At 69.2% G+C, this 17,557-nt stretch carries 13 protein-coding genes; 4 read left to right on the forward strand and 9 right to left on the reverse strand.

Annotation, left to right across the window (positions count from 1 at the left end; translation table 11 throughout):
- Positions 1–3 precede the first annotated feature (3 nt).
- Together ASF30_RS15235 and ASF30_RS15240 are read left to right on the forward strand one after the other, a co-directional pair.
- Positions 4–618, forward strand: a complete 615-nt coding sequence (locus ASF30_RS15235) for a ClpP family protease (RefSeq protein WP_055908388.1) — start codon at positions 4–6, stop codon at positions 616–618.
- Positions 615–1,235 carry a ClpP family protease gene (locus ASF30_RS15240; RefSeq protein ID WP_055908391.1) on the forward strand — a complete coding sequence of 207 codons (621 nt, stop codon included), beginning with the start codon at positions 615–617 and terminating at the stop codon, positions 1,233–1,235. The genes ASF30_RS15235 and ASF30_RS15240 overlap by 4 nt, the downstream gene beginning before the upstream one ends.
- A 333-nt stretch (positions 1,236–1,568) precedes the next feature.
- Here ASF30_RS15240 and ASF30_RS22335 read toward each other — a convergent pair whose 3' ends face one another.
- The 7 genes from ASF30_RS22335 to ASF30_RS15275 form a co-directional block, all read right to left on the reverse strand.
- Positions 1,569–2,240 (reverse strand): helix-turn-helix domain-containing protein, encoded by a 672-nt coding sequence (locus ASF30_RS22335; protein ID WP_235480351.1) that lies wholly within the window; start codon positions 2,238–2,240, stop codon positions 1,569–1,571.
- A gap of 245 nt (positions 2,241–2,485) precedes the next feature.
- Complete coding sequence (locus ASF30_RS15250) at positions 2,486–3,985, reverse strand: SulP family inorganic anion transporter (protein WP_055908395.1); 1,500 nt, start codon at positions 3,983–3,985, stop codon at positions 2,486–2,488.
- A 379-nt stretch (positions 3,986–4,364) separates the two neighbouring features.
- Positions 4,365–5,906: a gamma-glutamyltransferase family protein gene (locus tag ASF30_RS15255; protein ID WP_235480352.1), complete on the reverse strand. Its 1,542-nt coding sequence runs from the start codon at positions 5,904–5,906 to the stop codon at positions 4,365–4,367.
- Between the two features lie 467 nt (positions 5,907–6,373).
- Entirely contained in the window at positions 6,374–7,390 is a 1,017-nt protein-coding gene (locus ASF30_RS15260; protein ID WP_055908402.1) for a LacI family DNA-binding transcriptional regulator, read from the reverse strand.
- A 27-nt stretch (positions 7,391–7,417) separates the two neighbouring features.
- On the reverse strand, positions 7,418–8,380 hold the full coding sequence (locus ASF30_RS15265) for a carbohydrate ABC transporter permease (RefSeq protein WP_082467869.1): 963 nt from the start codon (positions 8,378–8,380) through the stop codon (positions 7,418–7,420).
- A 3-nt stretch (positions 8,381–8,383) separates the two neighbouring features.
- Positions 8,384–9,352 carry a carbohydrate ABC transporter permease gene (locus ASF30_RS15270; protein WP_055908406.1) on the reverse strand — a complete coding sequence of 323 codons (969 nt, stop codon included), beginning with the start codon at positions 9,350–9,352 and terminating at the stop codon, positions 8,384–8,386.
- Positions 9,353–9,517: 165 nt separating this feature from the next.
- Complete coding sequence (locus ASF30_RS15275; protein WP_055908409.1) at positions 9,518–10,834, reverse strand: ABC transporter substrate-binding protein; 1,317 nt, start codon at positions 10,832–10,834, stop codon at positions 9,518–9,520.
- Positions 10,835–11,030: 196 nt separating this feature from the next.
- Here ASF30_RS15275 and ASF30_RS15280 point away from each other — a divergent pair, with 196 nt between their 5' ends.
- Together ASF30_RS15280 and ASF30_RS15285 are read left to right on the forward strand one after the other, a co-directional pair.
- Entirely contained in the window at positions 11,031–13,178 is a 2,148-nt protein-coding gene (locus ASF30_RS15280) for a beta-galactosidase (RefSeq protein WP_082467871.1), read from the forward strand.
- A 328-nt stretch (positions 13,179–13,506) separates the two neighbouring features.
- Entirely contained in the window at positions 13,507–15,240 is a 1,734-nt protein-coding gene (locus ASF30_RS15285; RefSeq protein ID WP_235480353.1) for a S8 family peptidase, read from the forward strand.
- A gap of 271 nt (positions 15,241–15,511) precedes the next feature.
- Here the strand turns inward: ASF30_RS15285 and ASF30_RS15290 are convergent, their stop codons facing one another.
- Complete coding sequence (locus ASF30_RS15290; protein WP_055908817.1) at positions 15,512–15,904, reverse strand: MmcQ/YjbR family DNA-binding protein; 393 nt, start codon at positions 15,902–15,904, stop codon at positions 15,512–15,514.
- Between the two features lie 33 nt (positions 15,905–15,937).
- Complete coding sequence (locus ASF30_RS15295; RefSeq protein WP_082467873.1) at positions 15,938–17,512, reverse strand: MDR family MFS transporter; 1,575 nt, start codon at positions 17,510–17,512, stop codon at positions 15,938–15,940.
- Positions 17,513–17,557: the final 45 nt, after the last annotated feature.

The following is a 17,557-nucleotide window of genomic DNA, read 5'->3' on the forward strand; positions in this document are numbered from 1 at the left end:
GACATGAGCACAGACACCGCCATCCAACCCATCGACCATGAACTCGTCACGCGGCTGTTCCAGAACCGCGTCGTGATGCTCGGCAACGAGCTCGACCAGAACCTCGGCAACAGGTTGTGCAGCCAGCTGCTGATGCTGAGCGCTGAAGATCAGCATGCCGACATCGGCTTCTGGATCAACTCCCCCGGCGGCTCGGTGTCGGCGATGCTGGCGATCCGCGACGTGATGCAGGCGATCCCGAACGACGTGTCGACCCTCGCCATCGGCATGGCGGCGAGCGCCGGGCAGTTCCTGCTCACATCGGGCACGCCGGGCAAGCGGTACGCGCTGCCGCACGCGCGCATCCTGATGCACCAGGGCTCCGCGGGCATCGGGGGAACCGCGGTCGACGTCGAACTGCAGGCCGACGACCTGCGCTACACCCGCGACCTGGTGCTCGGCATCATGGCCGACGCCACGGGCCAGAGCGTGGAGACACTCACCGTCGACTCGCTGCGCGACCGCTGGTACACGGCCGAGCAGGCACGCGAGTACGGCTTCCTCGATCGGGTGGTGTCGAGCATGCCCGACATCTACCCGCGCACCTTCGGGTCGCTGCCGATCGGACCGCGGGCATGAGCACCTACACGATCCCCTCCGTCGTCGAACGGCGCGGCAATGTCGAACGCTCGCTCGACGTCTACAGTCGCCTGCTGTCGGAACGCATCGTCTATCTCGGCACCGAGATCGACGACGGCGTCGCCAACGTACTCATCGCGCAACTGCTGCATCTCGAATCGGAGAGCACGGATGCGCCGGTGAGCCTGTACATCAACTCCCCCGGCGGCTCGCCGTCGGCGATGCTCGCCGTGTACGACACGATGCAGCACATCCGTCCGATGGTGGCGACGACCTGCGTCGGCCAGGCAGCGGGGCCTGCGGCGGTGCTGCTCGCCGGCGGAGCGCCCGGCAACCGCGCGATCCTGCGGCACGGTCGTGTCATCCTGCATCAGCCGTCGACGCAGGGGCAGGGATCCATTCCAGACCTGATCATCCACGCCGACGAGGTGCTGCGGGTGCGCGCCGAGCTCGAGGAGGTGCTCGCGGCCGACACCGGACGCGACCTGGCGTCGCTGCGGCGAGACACCGACCGCGACCTCATCCTGCCGGCGGCCGCCGCCGTCGAGTATGGGCTGGCGGATGCCGTGGTGGCGACGCAGCGTGGTGGTGCTGGCGCACTGCTTCCCGCACGTTAGGAACCGCGCGCGTGCAGCGCCACAGTCAGCGGTCGAGTGGCCGCTGATCGAGTAGTGCCCGAGCGCAGCGAGGACACGTATCGAGATCCACCAGGACCGCCCCAGGCATTCGGCGCCGCAGCCGGCGGGCGAGTGACCGCTGATCGAGTAGTGCCCGAGCGCAGCGAGGACACGTATCGAGATCCACCAGGATCGCGCCACGCATGTGGCGCCGCAGTCGGCGGGTCTCGATACGCGTGCTCCTTCGTCGCGCGCTACTCGACCAGCGGGCGGGAGGGCGCGCGTGCTCCTTCGTCGCTCTCTACTGGGACCCGCGGGGCGGTAGGGCGCTGCTCAGGCGGCCATCACGTAGGTGGGCGCGGCACCGAACGGCGCGATCGGCTCCTCGGGCGCCCCCGGGAAGCCTGGCTCTGGGGCGATCGGGATGCCGGGTTCCGTCGGCGTGAGCGGGAAATCGGGCTCAGTGGGAGGCTGCGTGGGCTCGTCGGGCTGAGTCGGGGCATCCGGAGCCGACGGGATGAACGGCGGCTCGGGAGCTTCGGGCACCCCTGGAGCGCTCGGCTCGTCGGGCGAAGCTGGCGGTACGTCGGTCTCGCCGCGCGTCGGCCCCGCCTGACGCTGCGCGCCAGAACGCGTGCGTCGCAGCGCCGTGAGTCGCCGCATCCGTTCGCCGTCTCGGCGTTCGATCATGGCGCCGACTCCTGCCGCGATGTCGTGAAGAGTGAGGCCGAGCGCCTCGGCCACGGCACCGAGGATCTCGCTCGAGGGCTCCTTGCGTCCGCGCTCGATCTCGGAGAGGTACTGCGTGCTCACGCCGGCGGCTGAGGCCACGTCGGCGAGGATGCGCCGCTGCTCGGCGCGCGTCTGGCGCAGGAAGGCGCCAACAAGATCGCGCCAGAGCGGCTCGCGCTGCGGCTGCGGCTGCGTGCTCGGCGCCCTGCTCGGCATCGAGCGCGCGGACGGCATCATGGTCAGGTCGCTGCGGATCGGGATCACTGTACCCATAGCGCGAGGCTAGTCAGCGAGTGCCGCCACGTCATCCCTATCCGCTCAGAGCAGAACGGATGCCGTCGTGCTCGACAGGGCTGCGCGCGTCCGACATCAGATGCGCCCTCGGCAGGGTGTCGATGCTCTGGCGGGTGCAGGAACCCCCGCCGAGTCAGCGGAACCCCGCCGAGTCATCGGAACCCCGCCGAGTCAGCGCGGAAGCGTGCGATCCGCGACCCGCGACGTGCAGACCGGCGGCGCCGTCAGACCCCGAACCGCCCCGTCAGGCGACGGTGGAAGCCGGTGCTGCGCTCGTCGAGTCCCTCGATCGTGACCGCGGCGCCGTGCGATCGGTACTTCGTCTCGATGGAGTCCAGGGCGGCGACGGTGGAGGCGTCCCAGATCTGCGCCCGGCTGAGATCGATGGTGACGGATGCCGGGTCGTCGGCGTAGCTGAACCTGTCGACGAGGTCGTTGCTGCTGCCGAAGAACAGCGGACCGACCACGTCGTAGTGCACGCTCTCGCCGTCGGCGCTGAGCTCACGCTCGACCGAGATGACGTGGGCGACGCGTCGAGCGAAGAGCACCATCGCGAGGATCACGCCGACGATGACGCCGAGGGCGAGGTTGTTCGTCGCAACGACGACGACCACGGTGACCACCATGACGAGCGTCTCGGGGATCGGCATCCGTCGCAGAGTGGACGGCTTGAGGCTGTGCCAGTCGACCGTGGTGACGGCGACCACCATCATGACGGCGGCGAGGGCGACCATGGGGATCTGTCCCATGATCGGGCTCAACGCCGTGACCAGGAAGAGCAGGAAGACGCCCGCGACGGCGGTGGAGATGCGGGTGCGGGCGCCGCCGGTCTTGACGTTGAGCACGGTCTGGCCGATCATCGCGCAGCCGGCGATGCCGCCGTAGAAGCCGGCGAGGATGTTCGAGACCCCGAGCGCCCACGACTCGCGGCCCTTGTGTGACGGAGTGTCGGTCATCTCGTCGACGAGCTTCGCGGTGAGGAGAGTCTCCATGAGACCGACGAACGCCACGCTCAATGCCGTCGGCAGGATGATCTGCAGCGTCGCGAGGTTCAGTGGCACCAGGAACGGCGTGATGCCGGGGAGCTGTCCGGTGAGCGGGCCCTCGTCTGCGACATCCGGAACCGCGATGTTCGCGATGATGACGATGGCGGTGACGACCACGATGGCGATCAGCGGCGACGGCACCGCTTTCGTGAAGCGCGGCACGATGAAGATGATCGCGAGCGTCAGCGCGAAGAGGGCGTAGGCGATCCACGGCACGTTGATCACGTGCGGCACCTGCGCCACGAAGATGAGGATGCCGAGGGCGTTGACGAAGCCGATCATCACGGAGCGCGGGATGAAGCGCATGAGCCGAGCGAGGCCGGCGAGGCCGAAGGCGATCTGGATGAGTCCGGCGAGGATCACCGTCGGGAGCACGTATTCGACACCGCGGTCGTGCACCAACGGCGCGATGACCAGGGCGACGGAACCGGCTGCGGCGGTGATGACGCCGGGGCGGCCGCCGAGCACCGACATCGTCAGTGCCAGCACGATGGACGCGACGAGGCTCACCATGGGATCGACCCCGGCGACGATCGAGAACGAGATGACCTCGGGCACGAGCGCGAGGGTCGTGACCATACCGGCGAGCACCTCCCGCGACAGCTGGCGCGGCGAGCGCAGCGCGGTCAGGACCGTGACCGGGGTGCGGATGAGGGCGGGGCGCTGGGCAGCGGGCATGGGATCGGACTCCGGCTGAGTGGCTCCGGGAGAAGGACTCCGGCAGAGCGGTGGGACGAGGTGGCGGTGGTGAGCGCAACGTCGCGCGGGAGTCCACGCCCGTCAGCAGCGACGGCGGGGTGGAGGAACGGATGCGGCGACGCCGAGTGCGCGGCCGCGAACGCACAACACTACAAGACCGTCCGACCCGGGGAGGCTTCGACCTGGCGGGGTGTAGATGTTCTGGCGGGGGTAGGAACCGCCGCCGAGACACCGATACCCCGCCGAGTGGGCGGCGGATGCGGCGCGGGCGGGCGGGCGCCGGCGCCGGCGTCGGCGCCGGCGCCGGGCGACGGATGCGCTGCCGGCGGCCCGGCGGGCGCCGGGCGCGCGGCGACGGCTACCGCGCCGGGCGCACCACCAGGCCCGTGCCGCCTCCGCGGCGCACGGGTTCCGCCGCGGCCGTCAGCAGGCCCTTCGGCCCCACCTCGATCGTGGCCGCCGCACCGATCTGCGCGGCCGAGGTGAACTGGTCGCCTGAGGGCACCAGCACCTGGCCGTACGGCTCCAGCGCGGCACCGTAGGCGGTGATGAACTCGGGCTCCGCCGACGTCGTGGGACCGTTCCGCTGCGACGCGCGCGGCGCCGCCACGGCCTCGGGCAGCGTCATGCCCAGGTCGATGCGGTTCATCAGGATCTGAAGCACCGTGGTGATGATGGTCGCGCCACCGGGCGATCCGACGACGAACTTGACCGCTCCGTCGTCGAGCACGATGGTCGGCGACATCGACGACCGCGGGCGCTTGCCGGGCTCGATGCGGTTCGGGTCGGTGGCGTTGTAGACGGTGCTGAAGTCGGTGAGCTCGTTGTTGAGCAGGAAGCCGCGTCCGGGCACCACCATCGCCGAGCCTCCGGTCTGCTCGATCGTGAGCGTGTACGCCGCCGCGTTGCCCCACTTGTCGACGACGGACACATGCGTGGTCGACACGTTCTCGGTGTCGGCCGGTTCCTCGAACGCCGCAGTGCCGCATCCGGAGCCGTCCAAGGCACCTGCAGCGACGGGGCGAACCGATGCAGCGGTCGGGTCGATCGTGCAATCGCGCGAATCCGCGAACGACTGGCTGAGCAGCGTGTCGGTCGGGACGTCGACGAACGCGGGGTCGCCGAGGTACGCGCCGCGGTCCGCGAAGGCCCTGGCCGATGCCTCGAGGTAGAGGTGGAGGGCGGCTGCGGCATCCGTCGACGACAGTTCGTGGTTCTCGAGGATGTTGAGCGCCTCGCCCACCGCGATGCCGCCGGACGACGACGGCGCCATGCCGTAGACGTCGAGGCCGCGGTAGTCGACGTGCGTGGCCGCCTGCTTCACGACCTCGTATCCGGCGAGGTCGGCGGTGGTCATGGTGCCGGCCGGCGCGGGGAGGGTGGAAGACGGATCGATCCGCGGATGCTGCACCACGTCGGCGATCTCGGCGGCGAGCCGCCCTCTGTAGAGCGCGTCCGGTCCGCGCAGGGCGATCAACGCGAGAGTCTTGGCAAGCGCGGGGTTGCGGAACGTCGTGCCGACCTTCGGGGCGTCGCCACCGGGCAGGAACAGCTTGGCCGTGTCGGGGAACGCGGCGAACCGCGCCTTGTTGTCGAGGGTCTGGTTGCGGAAGGTGTCGTCGACCGGGAAGCCCTTCGCGGCCAGCAGGATGGCCGGCGCGAGGATGGTCGAGAGGCCCTTGGTGCCGTACTCGTCGAGGGCCGCGTCCCAGGTGGCGAGCGATCCGGGCACTCCCACCGAGACTCCCGAAGAGACGAGCTGCGGCGTGAACGGATAGGGCGCGCCTGTCGCAGGGTCGATGAACGCGTCGGGCGTGATGCCGGCCGGTGCCGTCTCCCGTTTTGGTGTGACCGCCGCCGTGGCCGGTGCCGCTGCCCGTGCCACTGCCGGTGCGGGCACCGTACGCGGTGACGGATGCTGCAGCCAGCGGCTGCGCCGACGCCGGCGCGACGCCAGCGAGGGCGCCCAGGGCGAGAGCGCCGGCGGTGGCGAGCGCCATCCGTCGGAGCATCCGGGAGCGGTGTGAAGGAGCAGTAGGTGCGACGTTGCGAATCATGCGTTGTCCCCCGAAATGGTCACAGGCAGGTGCTGCCCACGCTAGCCCCGGGTGCCGGATGGGACAAGGGTCTCGCGGGCGCACTGTTGCTCCCACGGCGCACCATCCTCCTGTCGGGCGCACCTCTCTCCCGGTGGGCGCACCTGTGCTCCGACGGCGCAGGGTGCTCGGTGCGCCGACGGAGGAAGGGTGCGCCGGAGAGGCGCGAGGTCAGCGGGGTGGGTTGGCCGTGGCTCGCGCGCTTCGACCGCGAACTCCGTTCGGGCCTCAGCGAACGCATTCGGGCCTCAGCGAACGGAAGTGGGGCGCGCTACGCCGACCCTCGCACCACCAGCTCCGTCGGCATCGTGAGCCGCGCGGCGGGCTGGCCGTCGATCACCTCGAGCAGCATCCGCACCATCTCGCGGGCGATGCGATCAAAGGGCTGGCGCATGGTGGTGAGCTCGGGCGAGGTGCGCGTGGCGATGGGCGCGTCGTCGAACCCCGCCACGGCGACGTCGCCGGGCACCGAGCGTCCGGCGGCGCGCAGCACGTCGAGGGCGCCTGCAGCCATGAGGTCGTTGGCGGCGAAGACGGCGTCGACATCCGGATGCCGCTCCAGCAGCGCCCGCATGGCCCTCTCGCCGCTCGTGCGCGAGTAGTCGCCCTCCTCGACCAGCGACTCCTCGAACGAGGAGCCCATCTCGAGCCTGTATCCCTCGAGGCGCCCGGTGCCTCCCGACGTGTCGAGCGGACCGGCGATGTGGGCGACCCGCGTGCGCCCGAGCCCACGCAGGTGCACCACCATGTCGCGCGCGCCCTCGAGGTCGTCGGCGGCGACGTAGCCGATCCGGCGTTCGTAGCCGAGCGGGATGCCGCAGGCTATGACCGGAACCTCGGCGGCCACGAGCTCCCCGAGGAAGCTCTCACGTCCGCGGTGGGATGAGACGAGCAGAGCTCCGTCGACGTGTCCGGCGGTGATGAACTCGGTGGCGCGCCGCTGTTCGGCATCCGACCCCGCCATCAGCAGCACGAGCGGGAGGTCGCGTTCGGCGAGGGCGGCGGCTGCTCCGCGCATGAGGGCCGAGAAGTTCGGGTCCTCGAAGAGGCGCTCGTGCGACTCGGTGAGCAGGAAGGCGATGGAGTTGGCACGGGCCGTCGCCAGGTTGCGGGCGTGCGGGTTGGCGCGGAAGCCGGTCTTCTTGATGGCCTTCTCGACGGCGGCGGCTGCATCCGGGCTCACCCAGTGACCGCCGTTGAGCACGCGTGAGACCGTGCCGCGCGAGACGCCGGATTCGCGCGCGACGTCCTCGATCGTCGGACGCTTGCGCGGGGTGCTGTCAGCCACGGTGTCAGCCTAGGGGTGGGTGGACGATCACGCCTTCACCGCGCCAGCGGCCAGGTCGACCCGCCAGTAGCGCTGCAGCACGAGGAACAGGGCGATGAGCGGGATGATCGACAGCAGCGCCCCGGTGATCACCAGGGTGTACAACGCCGGCACTGTCGAGCCCTGGTTCAGCAGGCCCGAGAGGCCCACGGTGATCGGGAACAGCTTGTCGTCGCCGAGCATGATGTACGGCAGCATGAAGTTGTTCCAGATGGCCACGAACTGGAACAGGAACACTGTCACGAGGCCCGGCAGCATCATCGGCATGGCCAGGCGGTGCAGGATGAACAGCTCGCCCGCCCCCTCCGTGCGGCCCGACTCGATGATCTCGGTCGGCACCGCGGCAGCCGCGTAGATGCGCGCCAGGTAGATGCCGTAGGGGCTGATGATCTGCGGCACCAGCACGGCCCAGTAGGTATTGGTCATGCCCACCTGCGCCAGCAGGAAGTACTGCGGGATCGCCAGGATCACGCCGGGCACGAGCACGCCCATGAGCAGCACCTTGAAGACGCCCGACTTGCCCGGGAAGGTGAACTTGGCCAGAGCGTAGCCCGAGAGCATCGACACGTAGGTGGAGAGCACCGCACCGACGCCGGCGTACAACGCCGTGTTCAGCATCCAGCGCCAGTACAGACCGTCGCGGTACTGGGTGAGCTCCACGATGTTGTCCCACAGGTGGGTCGACGGCAGGAAGGTGAAGGTGCTGAACAGCTCGGAGCCGTCCTTGGTCGACGCGATCACGACCCACATCACCGGCGTCAGGCAGTACAGGGCTCCGATGAGCAGCACCAGCGTGGTGCCGAGCGACATGGGCGCCTTGGCTCGACGCGACGGCAGCGTCTTCGGGCGCCGCGAGAGCGATGGCAGGCGGGGAGCATCCGAGGGAGAGGGGACTCCGGAGCCGGAGGCGGGCCGGGGGTTCACAGCCGGCATGTTGGTCGTTGCAGTCATGGATCAGTCCTCCTGACCGAAAGCGCGTCGCTGCACGACGCGGAGGAAGAAGAACGAGATGGCGAAGGTGGCCAGCGCGATGATGATCGACGTGGCCGATGCCGTGTACACGTCGTCGCGGGTGAAGGCGTCGCGGTAGACGAGCATGAGCGGCGACCACGTGGTCGACAGGCTGTTGGTGAGCGGGCGCAGCGTCATCGGCTCGGCGAAGACCTGCAGCGTGGCGATCATGGAGAACAACGCCGTCATCACGAGAGCCGGTGCGATGATCGGGATCTTGATGCGCAGGGCGATCTGCACCTCGGATGCGCCGTCGATGGTCGCGGCCTCGTAGATCTCGCTCGGCACGGCCTTCAGCGAGGTGTACATCACGATCATGTTGAAGCCGACGCCACCCCACAGCGCGATGTTGGCGATGGCGAAGATCACCAGCCCCGGCGACAGCAGCGACGGAACATCCCAGCCGAGCTGGTCGAAGATCCAGTAGAACGGGCTCACGCCGGGCAGGTAGAGGAAGCCCCAGAGCAGCGAGGAGATGACGGCGGGAACCGCGTACGGCAGGAAGATCGAGACGCGGGAGAAGCCGCGGGCGCGCGTGCGACGGGAATCGAGCAGCAGCGCGAACAGCAGGGCCAGGCCGAGCATGGTCGGGACCAGGATGAGCCCGTAGAGCAGCACCCGGATGACGGATGCCGCGAAGGCCGGATCCGACAGCGACGCGATGTAGTTGTCGAAGCCGGCGAAGACCTGCGAGCGGGCACCGGAACCGAGGCCGAGGCCCTTCACGACGGTCTTCTGGAAGCTGAGGTACAGCGTGTAGACGATGGGTGCCGCCATGAACACGAGGAACAGCACAATGCCGGGCAGCAGCATCATGTAGGGCACGAGCGCCCGCTTGCGTGCCGCCTTGCGCTTGGCCGGGCTGAGCTTGGCCGGGCTGAGCTTGACTGGCCTCTCGGCTGTCGCTGTCATCGGGGTCTCCTGTGGTGTGCGCTTCGGCCGCGGCCTGCGGCCGGGCCTCTGCGAACGGTGATGGGAAAGGGGTGGCGGGGGCCGCATGGACTCGGCCCCCGCCCGGATGCGATCTCGATACGTGTCCTCGCTGCGCTCGGGCACTACTCGATCAGCGGGAGAGTGCTACTTGACCGTGAAACCGCTGGCCTTCATGTCATCCAGCGTGATCTTCTGCATCGCCGTGACGGCGTCGAGGAAGGCGCTGGTCTTCTTGGCCTCGGCCGCCTTGGCGAACTCGTCGTTGTAGGCGCTGTAGGCCACGTTGACGTTCGGGCCGTAGGTGAACGGCCCGACGGCCTGGGCCGCATCCGCTGCCACATCGTAGAAGTCGGGCTGGTTGCTGAAGAACGCCGGAGCCTCGGTGAGGGCGGATGCCGCTGCATCCGTCGCCGCCGGGTAGATGCCGGTCTCCTTCACGAGAGCCTTGACGGCCTCGGGGTCGGTGTTCAGCCAGGTCGCGAACTTCACTGCGGCCGCTGCGTGCTTCGACTGCGTGGTGACGGCCGTCGAGGATCCACCCCAGTTGCCGTTCGACGGTGCCGAGGCGTCCCAGTTGGGAAGCGGCGCCGCCTTCCACTTGCCGGCGGTGTCGGCGGCGTTGCCCGAGAGCACGCCGGGGCCCCAGACGGCTCCGGTCCAGCCCACCTGGGTGCCGTCGTTCAGGCCGGCGTTCCACTCGGGGGTGTACATCGGCTTGTTGTCGATCACGCCCTCCTCGACGAGTCCGCCCCAGTACTCGGCGACCTTCTGAGTGGGCTCTGCGTCGATGTCGACGCCCCAGGCGTCACCGTCGATCGACCACCACGAGGCTCCGGCCTGCTGCGAGAGGCCGGTGAACCAGCCGGCGTCGTTCGCCGAGAACGTGCCGAGGTACTTGGTGGGGTCTGCCGCGTGGATCTTGCGGGCTGCATCCGCGTACTCGTCCCACGTGGTGGGAACGCTGATGCCGAGCTGCTGGAAGATGTCGTCGCGGTAGAAGAACATCATGGGGCCGGTGTCCTGCGGGATGGCGTAGACGGCGTCGCTGCCGAGGGTGACCGAGTTCCAGACGCCGTCGGGGAAGGTCGAGGCGAGGTCCTTCGCTCCGTCGCCGGCGATGTCGGCGATGGCGTCGGCCGAGACGAGCGTCGGGATCTTCTGGTACTCGGCCTGGATCAGGTCGGGGGCGCCGCTGCCCGCCTTGATGGCCGTGAGGAGCTTCGTGATGGCCGGGTCTCCGCCGTCCTGCTTGGCGACGGTGACCTGGATGTTCGGGTTGGCCTTGTTCCAGATGTCGACCACCTTGTCGAGGTTGGGCGCCCAGGCCCAGTAGGTGAGATCCACCTTCTCGTCCGATGATCCGCCGTCGCTGCCAGAATCGGCCGTGGCCGTGCATCCCGTCATGATGAGCGCTGCTGCGGCGGCTGTTGCAATGGCGCCGATGCGAAGTCGAGCTCGCATTTCGTCCTCCTTGTCGAAAGCTGTGTTGTGCAGGGTTGTGGCACGACCGCTCTCGCTGAGAAGAACGCCGCTGTGCCTGTGAGCGATCCCAGTAACTCACAGACTGAATGGGTTGTCAACACGGTTGCAGCCTGCTTTTGCTTGTGTTTGCTTGTGTGCTAGAACTGGGAACGCACACAGTCAAAGGAGATCGTCCATGTCGACCCAGCACACGGGAAGCCCGCTCGCGGCCCCTGCAGAGCACGCCTTCGACGTGTCCGATCCCGTGACGGATGCCGCGACCGACGCGTCGTCTGCCGCAGCGCGCGACTCCGCCGCCGCGCCGACGACGTCAGCGCGCTCCGGCTGGATCCCCGGCACCAGCGCCATCCGGTTCGGCGGCGACTACAACCCCGAGCAGTGGCCGCGCGAGACCTGGCTCGAGGACATCGAGCTGATGCGCGAGGCCGGGGTCAACCTCGTGAGCGTCGGCATCTTCTCCTGGGCGCTCATCGAGCCGCGCGAGGGCGAGTACGACTTCAGCTTCCTCGACGAGGTGCTCGACCTTCTCGCCGGTGCCGGCATCGACGTCGACCTCGGCACTCCGACGACGGTGCCGCCGGCCTGGTTCTGGAAGAAGTACCCGCAGTCGCGTCCGGTCACCCGGGAGGGCGTCACGCTCGGCTTCGGCTCGCGCGGGCTCGTCAGCCCGTCGTCGCCGGAGTACCGGGCGGCATCCGTCGCCGTCGCCTCGGCCCTCGCCGAGCGTTACGGATCCCACCCCGCCGTGGTGCTCTGGCACGTGCACAACGAGTACGGCGCCCCAATCGGCGAGAGCTACGACGACTACTCGGTGCTCGGCTTCAGGCGCTGGCTGCAGGACCGCTACGGATCGCTCGAGCAGCTGAACTCGGCCTGGGGCACGTCGTTCTGGGGCCAGCGCTACGGGGAGTGGGACGAGATCGACGCCCCGCGGCAGTCGGCCTCCATCTCCAACCCGGCGCAGCGCCTGGACTTCAAGCGGTTCTCCTCGGATGCCCTCCTCGCCTGCTTCATCGGCGAGCGCGACGCCATCCGCCGGCACGCGCCGCAGCCCATCACCACCAACTTCATGGCCACGAGTTGCCCCTCGGTCGACTACTGGACGTGGGCGCGCGAGGTCGACATCGTCTCCAACGACCACTACCTCACCGCCGAACGCGACGACAACCACGTGATGCTGGCGATGGACGCCGACTTCACCCGCTCTCTCGCCGGCGGCAGGCCGTGGATCCTCATGGAGCACTCCACCTCGGCGGTCAACTGGCAGCCGCGCAACATCGCCAAGCGCTCGGGCGAGCTCGCCCGCAACAGCCTCTCCCACGTGGCGCGCGGGTCGGACGCCGTGCTGTTCTTCCAGTTCCGGGCCAGCCGCTTCGGTGCCGAGAAGTTCCACTCCGCGATGCTCCCCCACGCCGGCACCTCCTCTCGCACCTGGCGCGAGGTGGTGCAGCTCGGCTCGCTTCTGGGCGCCGCATCGTCGCTGCGCGGCTCACGGGTCGAGGCATCCGTCGCCATCGTGTGGAGCACCGAATCGTTCTGGGCGCAGGACCTCGAGTGGCGGCCCTCGGTCGACCTCGCCCACCGCGAGCGCATGGAGGCGTTCTACACCGCGCTGTGGAACCTCGGCGTGACCGTCGACTACGTGCACCCGTCGGCCGATCTCTCCGGCTACGCCGTGGTGTTCGCGCCGTCGCTCTACCTGCTCGACGACGAGGGCTCCTCCAACCTGCGCGGCTACGTCGCCGGTGGAGGAACCCTCGCCGTGTCGTACTTCTCCGGCATCGTGTCGTCGAACGACGACGTGCCGGCCGGCGCCTATCCCGGCCAGTTGCGCGAGGTGCTCGGACTCTCGATCGAGGAGTTCCTGCCGCTGAAGTCCGGCGACACCGTCGGACTGTCCGGAGCGACGGATGCGGCATGGACCGGTTCCGTCTGGAGCGACGCCATCGTCCTCGAGGGCGCAACCGCGGTGAGCAGCTACGTCGACGGACCTGCCGCCGGGCAGCCGGCGATCACGGTCAACGACTCCGGTGACGGCTCGGCCTGGTACCTCTCGACCCGCCTCGACGGCGCCGACCTAGAGGGCTTCGTCGTCGACGTGCTCACCTCTGCCGGCGTCGCCGTGCAGCCCCCTGTCGTCGGCCTCGAGCGGGTCACTCGGGTCGCCGACGACGGCACGCGCTACACCGTCGTGATCAACCACGCCGAGACGTCCGCCTCCGTCGGCATCGAGGGAACCGACCTGGCGACAGGCGAACCCGTCGCCGCCGACGCCGTGGTGGCGGGCGGGGCCGTGCGCATCATCCGGGAGTCCAGGCACTGAGAACGGCGCACAATTCAGGCTCGAATCCCTGTGACGGGCGTGGCGCGCGTCCGAGCGCGGCGTGGCGCGCGGTCCCGCCTGAATTGAGCGCATCGGTACCTCATGGGACCGGCTGCGGATGCTGCGCGCGACTACACCATCGCGGCTCTCTCGTCGCAGGATCTGCGGTTTCATGTCACCCGTTTGTGGGACATCGACGTTCTTGGCCCTGCACCCTTGCAGGCTGCGACGAAGCGGTGGTTTGATCGCGAAACATACGCCGGAGTTCACCGGCGCGCACTCCTACTACGACGTCAGGAAAGACATGCGCAGATACAGAACCATCGCAGTGACATCAGCACTCGCTCTCGCCCTCACCGCCCTGGCCGCGGCTCCGGCCGGGGCCGCCACGACAGAGGCGACGGGAGAGCAGGAGTTCGTCGTGCTCTTCGCCGAGGGCACGTCCACGGATGCCGCTCACGCGGCTGTGGCCGCAGCCGGCGGCACGATCGTCTCGGAGAACACCGATGTCGGGGTCGCGACGGTGCGCACCACCGATGCCGACTTCGCCACGGATGCCGCTTCCCAGAAGGCCATCGCCGGCACGGCGCAGAACCGCGTCATCGCCGACGTGCCTGCCGCCCGTTCGGCATCAGGCGACGCCAAGAAGGTCGACGAGGCCGAAGCCGCCGTGCGCGAGGCCACCGGTTCAGCGAAGGCCGCCGCCAAGGCCCCGGCAGCGAAGAAGGGCACGGCCGCGGCCGAACCGCTCGCATCGCTGCAGTGGGACATGAAGCAGATCGGCGCGACGACCGATGGCTCCTACAAGTACGAGAAGGGGAGCAAGAAGGTCCTCGTGGGCATCATCGACACCGGTGTCGACGGATCGCATCCCGACATCGCGCCGAACTTCGACGCCAAGGACAGCCGCAACTTCACCGTCGACGTGCCCGTCGACGCCAACGGCGCCACCATCGACGGACCATGCGAGGAGGAGCCGGACCAGTCCTGCACCGACCCGGCCGACGTCGACGAAAACGGTCACGGAACCCACGTCGCCTCGACGATCGGCTCGCCGATCAACGGCATCGGGATCGCCGGGGTCGCACCGAACGTGTCGCTGGTGAACCTGCGCGCCGGACAGGACTCGGGATACTTCTTCCTGCAGCCGTCGCTCGACGCCCTCACCTACGCCGGCAAGCTCGGCGTCGACGTCGTGAACATGAGCTACTACGTCGACCCGTGGCTGTTCAACTGCACGAACAACTCGGCGGACTCCCCCGCCGACCAGCAGGAGCAGAAGACCATCATCACGGCCATGCAGCGTGCGCTCGACTTCGCCCGGCTGCGCGGAGTGACGTTGATCTCCGCTGCCGGCAACGGTGCGACCGACTACACCAAGGCACTCACGGACTCGGGCAGCCCCGACTTCGCCGACGTTCCCGGTGAGGTGGCGTACACGCGCGACCTGCTCGACCCCGCGAACTGCGTCTCGATGCCGTCCGAGGGCAAGGGCGTGATCTCGGTCAGCAGCACCGGCCAGACCAAGCGCAAGGCGTACTACTCCGACTACGGCAACGGCTACGTCGACGTCGCGGCTCCCGGTGGCGACGTCTACGACACCCCGGCCGGAACACGCGACCTCGCCGGCGGCATCCTCGCGGCCTACCCCGCGAACGTCGCCCTGGCCGAGGGCGCCATCGACGATGCGGGCAACGTGATCGCACCGTGGGCCGTGAAGAGCTGCGACGCATCCGGGAAGACCTGCGGGTACTACCAGTACCTGCAGGGCACCTCGATGGCGTCGCCGCACGCCGTCGGAGTCGCGGCGCTCATCGTGAGCAAGTACGGCCTGCCCGACATCATCCGTGGCGGCAAGTACCTGCCGCCCCAGCTGGTGGAGGCGCGACTCAAGCAGAGCGCCGTCGCCACGGCCTGCCCGGTTCCGGCGGCGTACACCTACACGCGCACGCTGCTCTCGGGTGCTGTCGTCACCGACACCCACACCTGCGAGGGCACGAAGGCGAAGAACGGGTTCTACGGATCCGGCATCGTCAACGCGCTGCGGGCCGTGGGCCACTGATCGCGGCGTCGCGCTGAACAGCGATGCGGGGCCGGCCTTCGGGTCGGCCCCGTTTCCGTGCGCCGGCGCGGACCTGCGGTATCCGGTCGCCCGCACCGCGACGTGAATGCAGGACCAGGCCCGACACAGGCGCCATATGGGGGCAAGTCGACTCTCATCCTGCATTCGCACGTCGATCGGGCGGGGCGGATGCTCGGGGCTCGGGGCTCGGGGCTCGGGGCTCGGGGCTCGGTGCTCGGTGCTCGGGCTCGGGGCCCGGGCCCGGCAGCGCTCAGTCGGGGTGATCCGCCAGCCAGCGCGAGGCCAGCTTCGGCGGAGCCACGGCGAACCACGCCTCCACCACGAGTTCCTCGAGGCGACGCTGCTGGATGCGGTCGAGCCACACCAGGATCGCCGGGAAGTCGACGAAGTGCGGCGTGGTGAGGAACACGTCGGCGTCCTCCTCGAGCAGGGCGAGCTTGGTCGCCTCGTCGTCGACCCGCGCCCCGAGCACGGGCTCCTCCTGCTCGACGAGGCCCAGGTGCACGAGCTCCTTCTTGCGCAACGGCCGCTCCCACACGAAGCCCTTGTCGTGCACCCGCCAGTGCGCGCTGCCCCAGCTCACGGCCTCGGTCGTATCGGGCAGCTCGAGCGCGAGCCGCCGCACCTCGTCCCAGTCGGCCATGTTCGCCACGGTACGCCCGCGCACCCGCGGCTGTCACCTGGTGCTGGTCGCGGATCCTGACGACGAGGCCGTGTCGGGCACTGGAGCCGTCGGGACGGATGCCGCGGACTCCGACGCGGCCGCAGGCGCGACGGGTGCAGCGGACGCCGCAGGCACGGCGGGCGCGGAGGAGGCCGCAGGCGGAGCAGGTGCAACGGCCGCGGGCGCAGCGGCATCCGTCATCGCGCGGCCCGGCAGCCACAGCGACACCCCGGCTGCCACGACGGTGAAGCCGACGGCCCACCAGAACGCGCCGTCGAAGCCACGCTCCACGTCGGCCGTGCTGGTCGCCGACGCCGTCGAGAGCTCGAGGATGACGGCGAGGATCGCGACGCCGAACGATCCGCCGATCTGCTGGGCGAGCCGCGTGATGATGCTGGCGTGCGGAACCTCCGCGCGCTCGAGCCCGATGAAGGCGACGGACATCACCGGGATCATGACGGTGCCCAGCCCGATTCCCCGCACGACGAGCACGAGCATGAGCCACAGCTCGTTCGTCGATCCGTCGGCGAACGCGAACGGCACTGTCGCGAGCCCCAGAACGACGAACCCGACCACGGTCACCCACCGTGCGCCGATGGAGTCGGTCAGGCGCCCGGCCAGGGTGCGGCTGAGGAGCGCTCCGACTCCTTGGGGAATGAGGAGGAGGCCGGCCGCCAGGGCATCCGTTCCCTTCACGTTCTGGAAGTACAGCGGCAGCAGCAGCATCGAGCCGTACAGCGATGCTCCCGAGAGGAACAGCACGACCGACGACGATGCCACCGATCGGCGGCCCAGAAGCCTGATGTCGACGAGAGCGTCACCGCGCCGCTGCAGCGCCGAGAACACGAAGGCCACGAGCAGTGCGGCACCGGCGAGCGCGGGGGCCCATACGTCGGCCCGACCGAAGCCGCCGTCCTTGCCGACGTTCGAGAGTCCGTAGAGGATGCCGACGAGGGCCGGGGAGAGCAGCAGCAGGCCGCGCAGATCCAGCCTGACGCCGCCGCGCGGGCCGTCAGCCGGCAGGAAGCGCCAGGCCAGGGCGAGCCCGACGAGGCAGAACGGCACGTTGACCCAGAACATCCAGCGCCAGTCGAGCGTCGTGAGGATGACGCCGCCGAGCGCCGGGCCGAGGATGGGACCGAGCGCGGCCGGCAGGCTCACGACGGCCATGAGACGACCGATCGACCTGCCGCCCGCCGCCTGCATGACGAGGGTCGCCATCAGCGGCAGCATGAGTCCGCCGCCGACGCCCTGCAGCACGCGGAAGGCGATCAGGCTCGGCGCATTCCAGGCGAGCGAACAGGCGACGGACCCGCTCAGGAAGATGGTGAGGGCGATCATCCACAGGCGCTTGCCACCGAGCTTGGCCTGCGCCCACCCGACCACGGGGATCGTCACGCCCAACGCGAGCAGGTATCCCGTGCTCACCCACTGGATGACGGCGACGGAGGCATCCAGATCCGTCGCGAGAGTGTGCAGTGCGACGCTCACGATGGTGCTGTCGAAGATGACGGCGAGGCCGCCTGTCACCAAGACGAGTGCGATGGTGAGCACACCGCGATCGAGCTTCTCGGGCGCCTGCGGCATCCTGTCCTCCTGGAGAAATTAAGATACAGACATGTATCTCAACGG

The sequence above is a fragment of the Leifsonia sp. Leaf264 genome (assembly GCF_001422325.1).
GTDB lineage: Bacteria > Actinomycetota > Actinomycetes > Actinomycetales > Microbacteriaceae > Orlajensenia.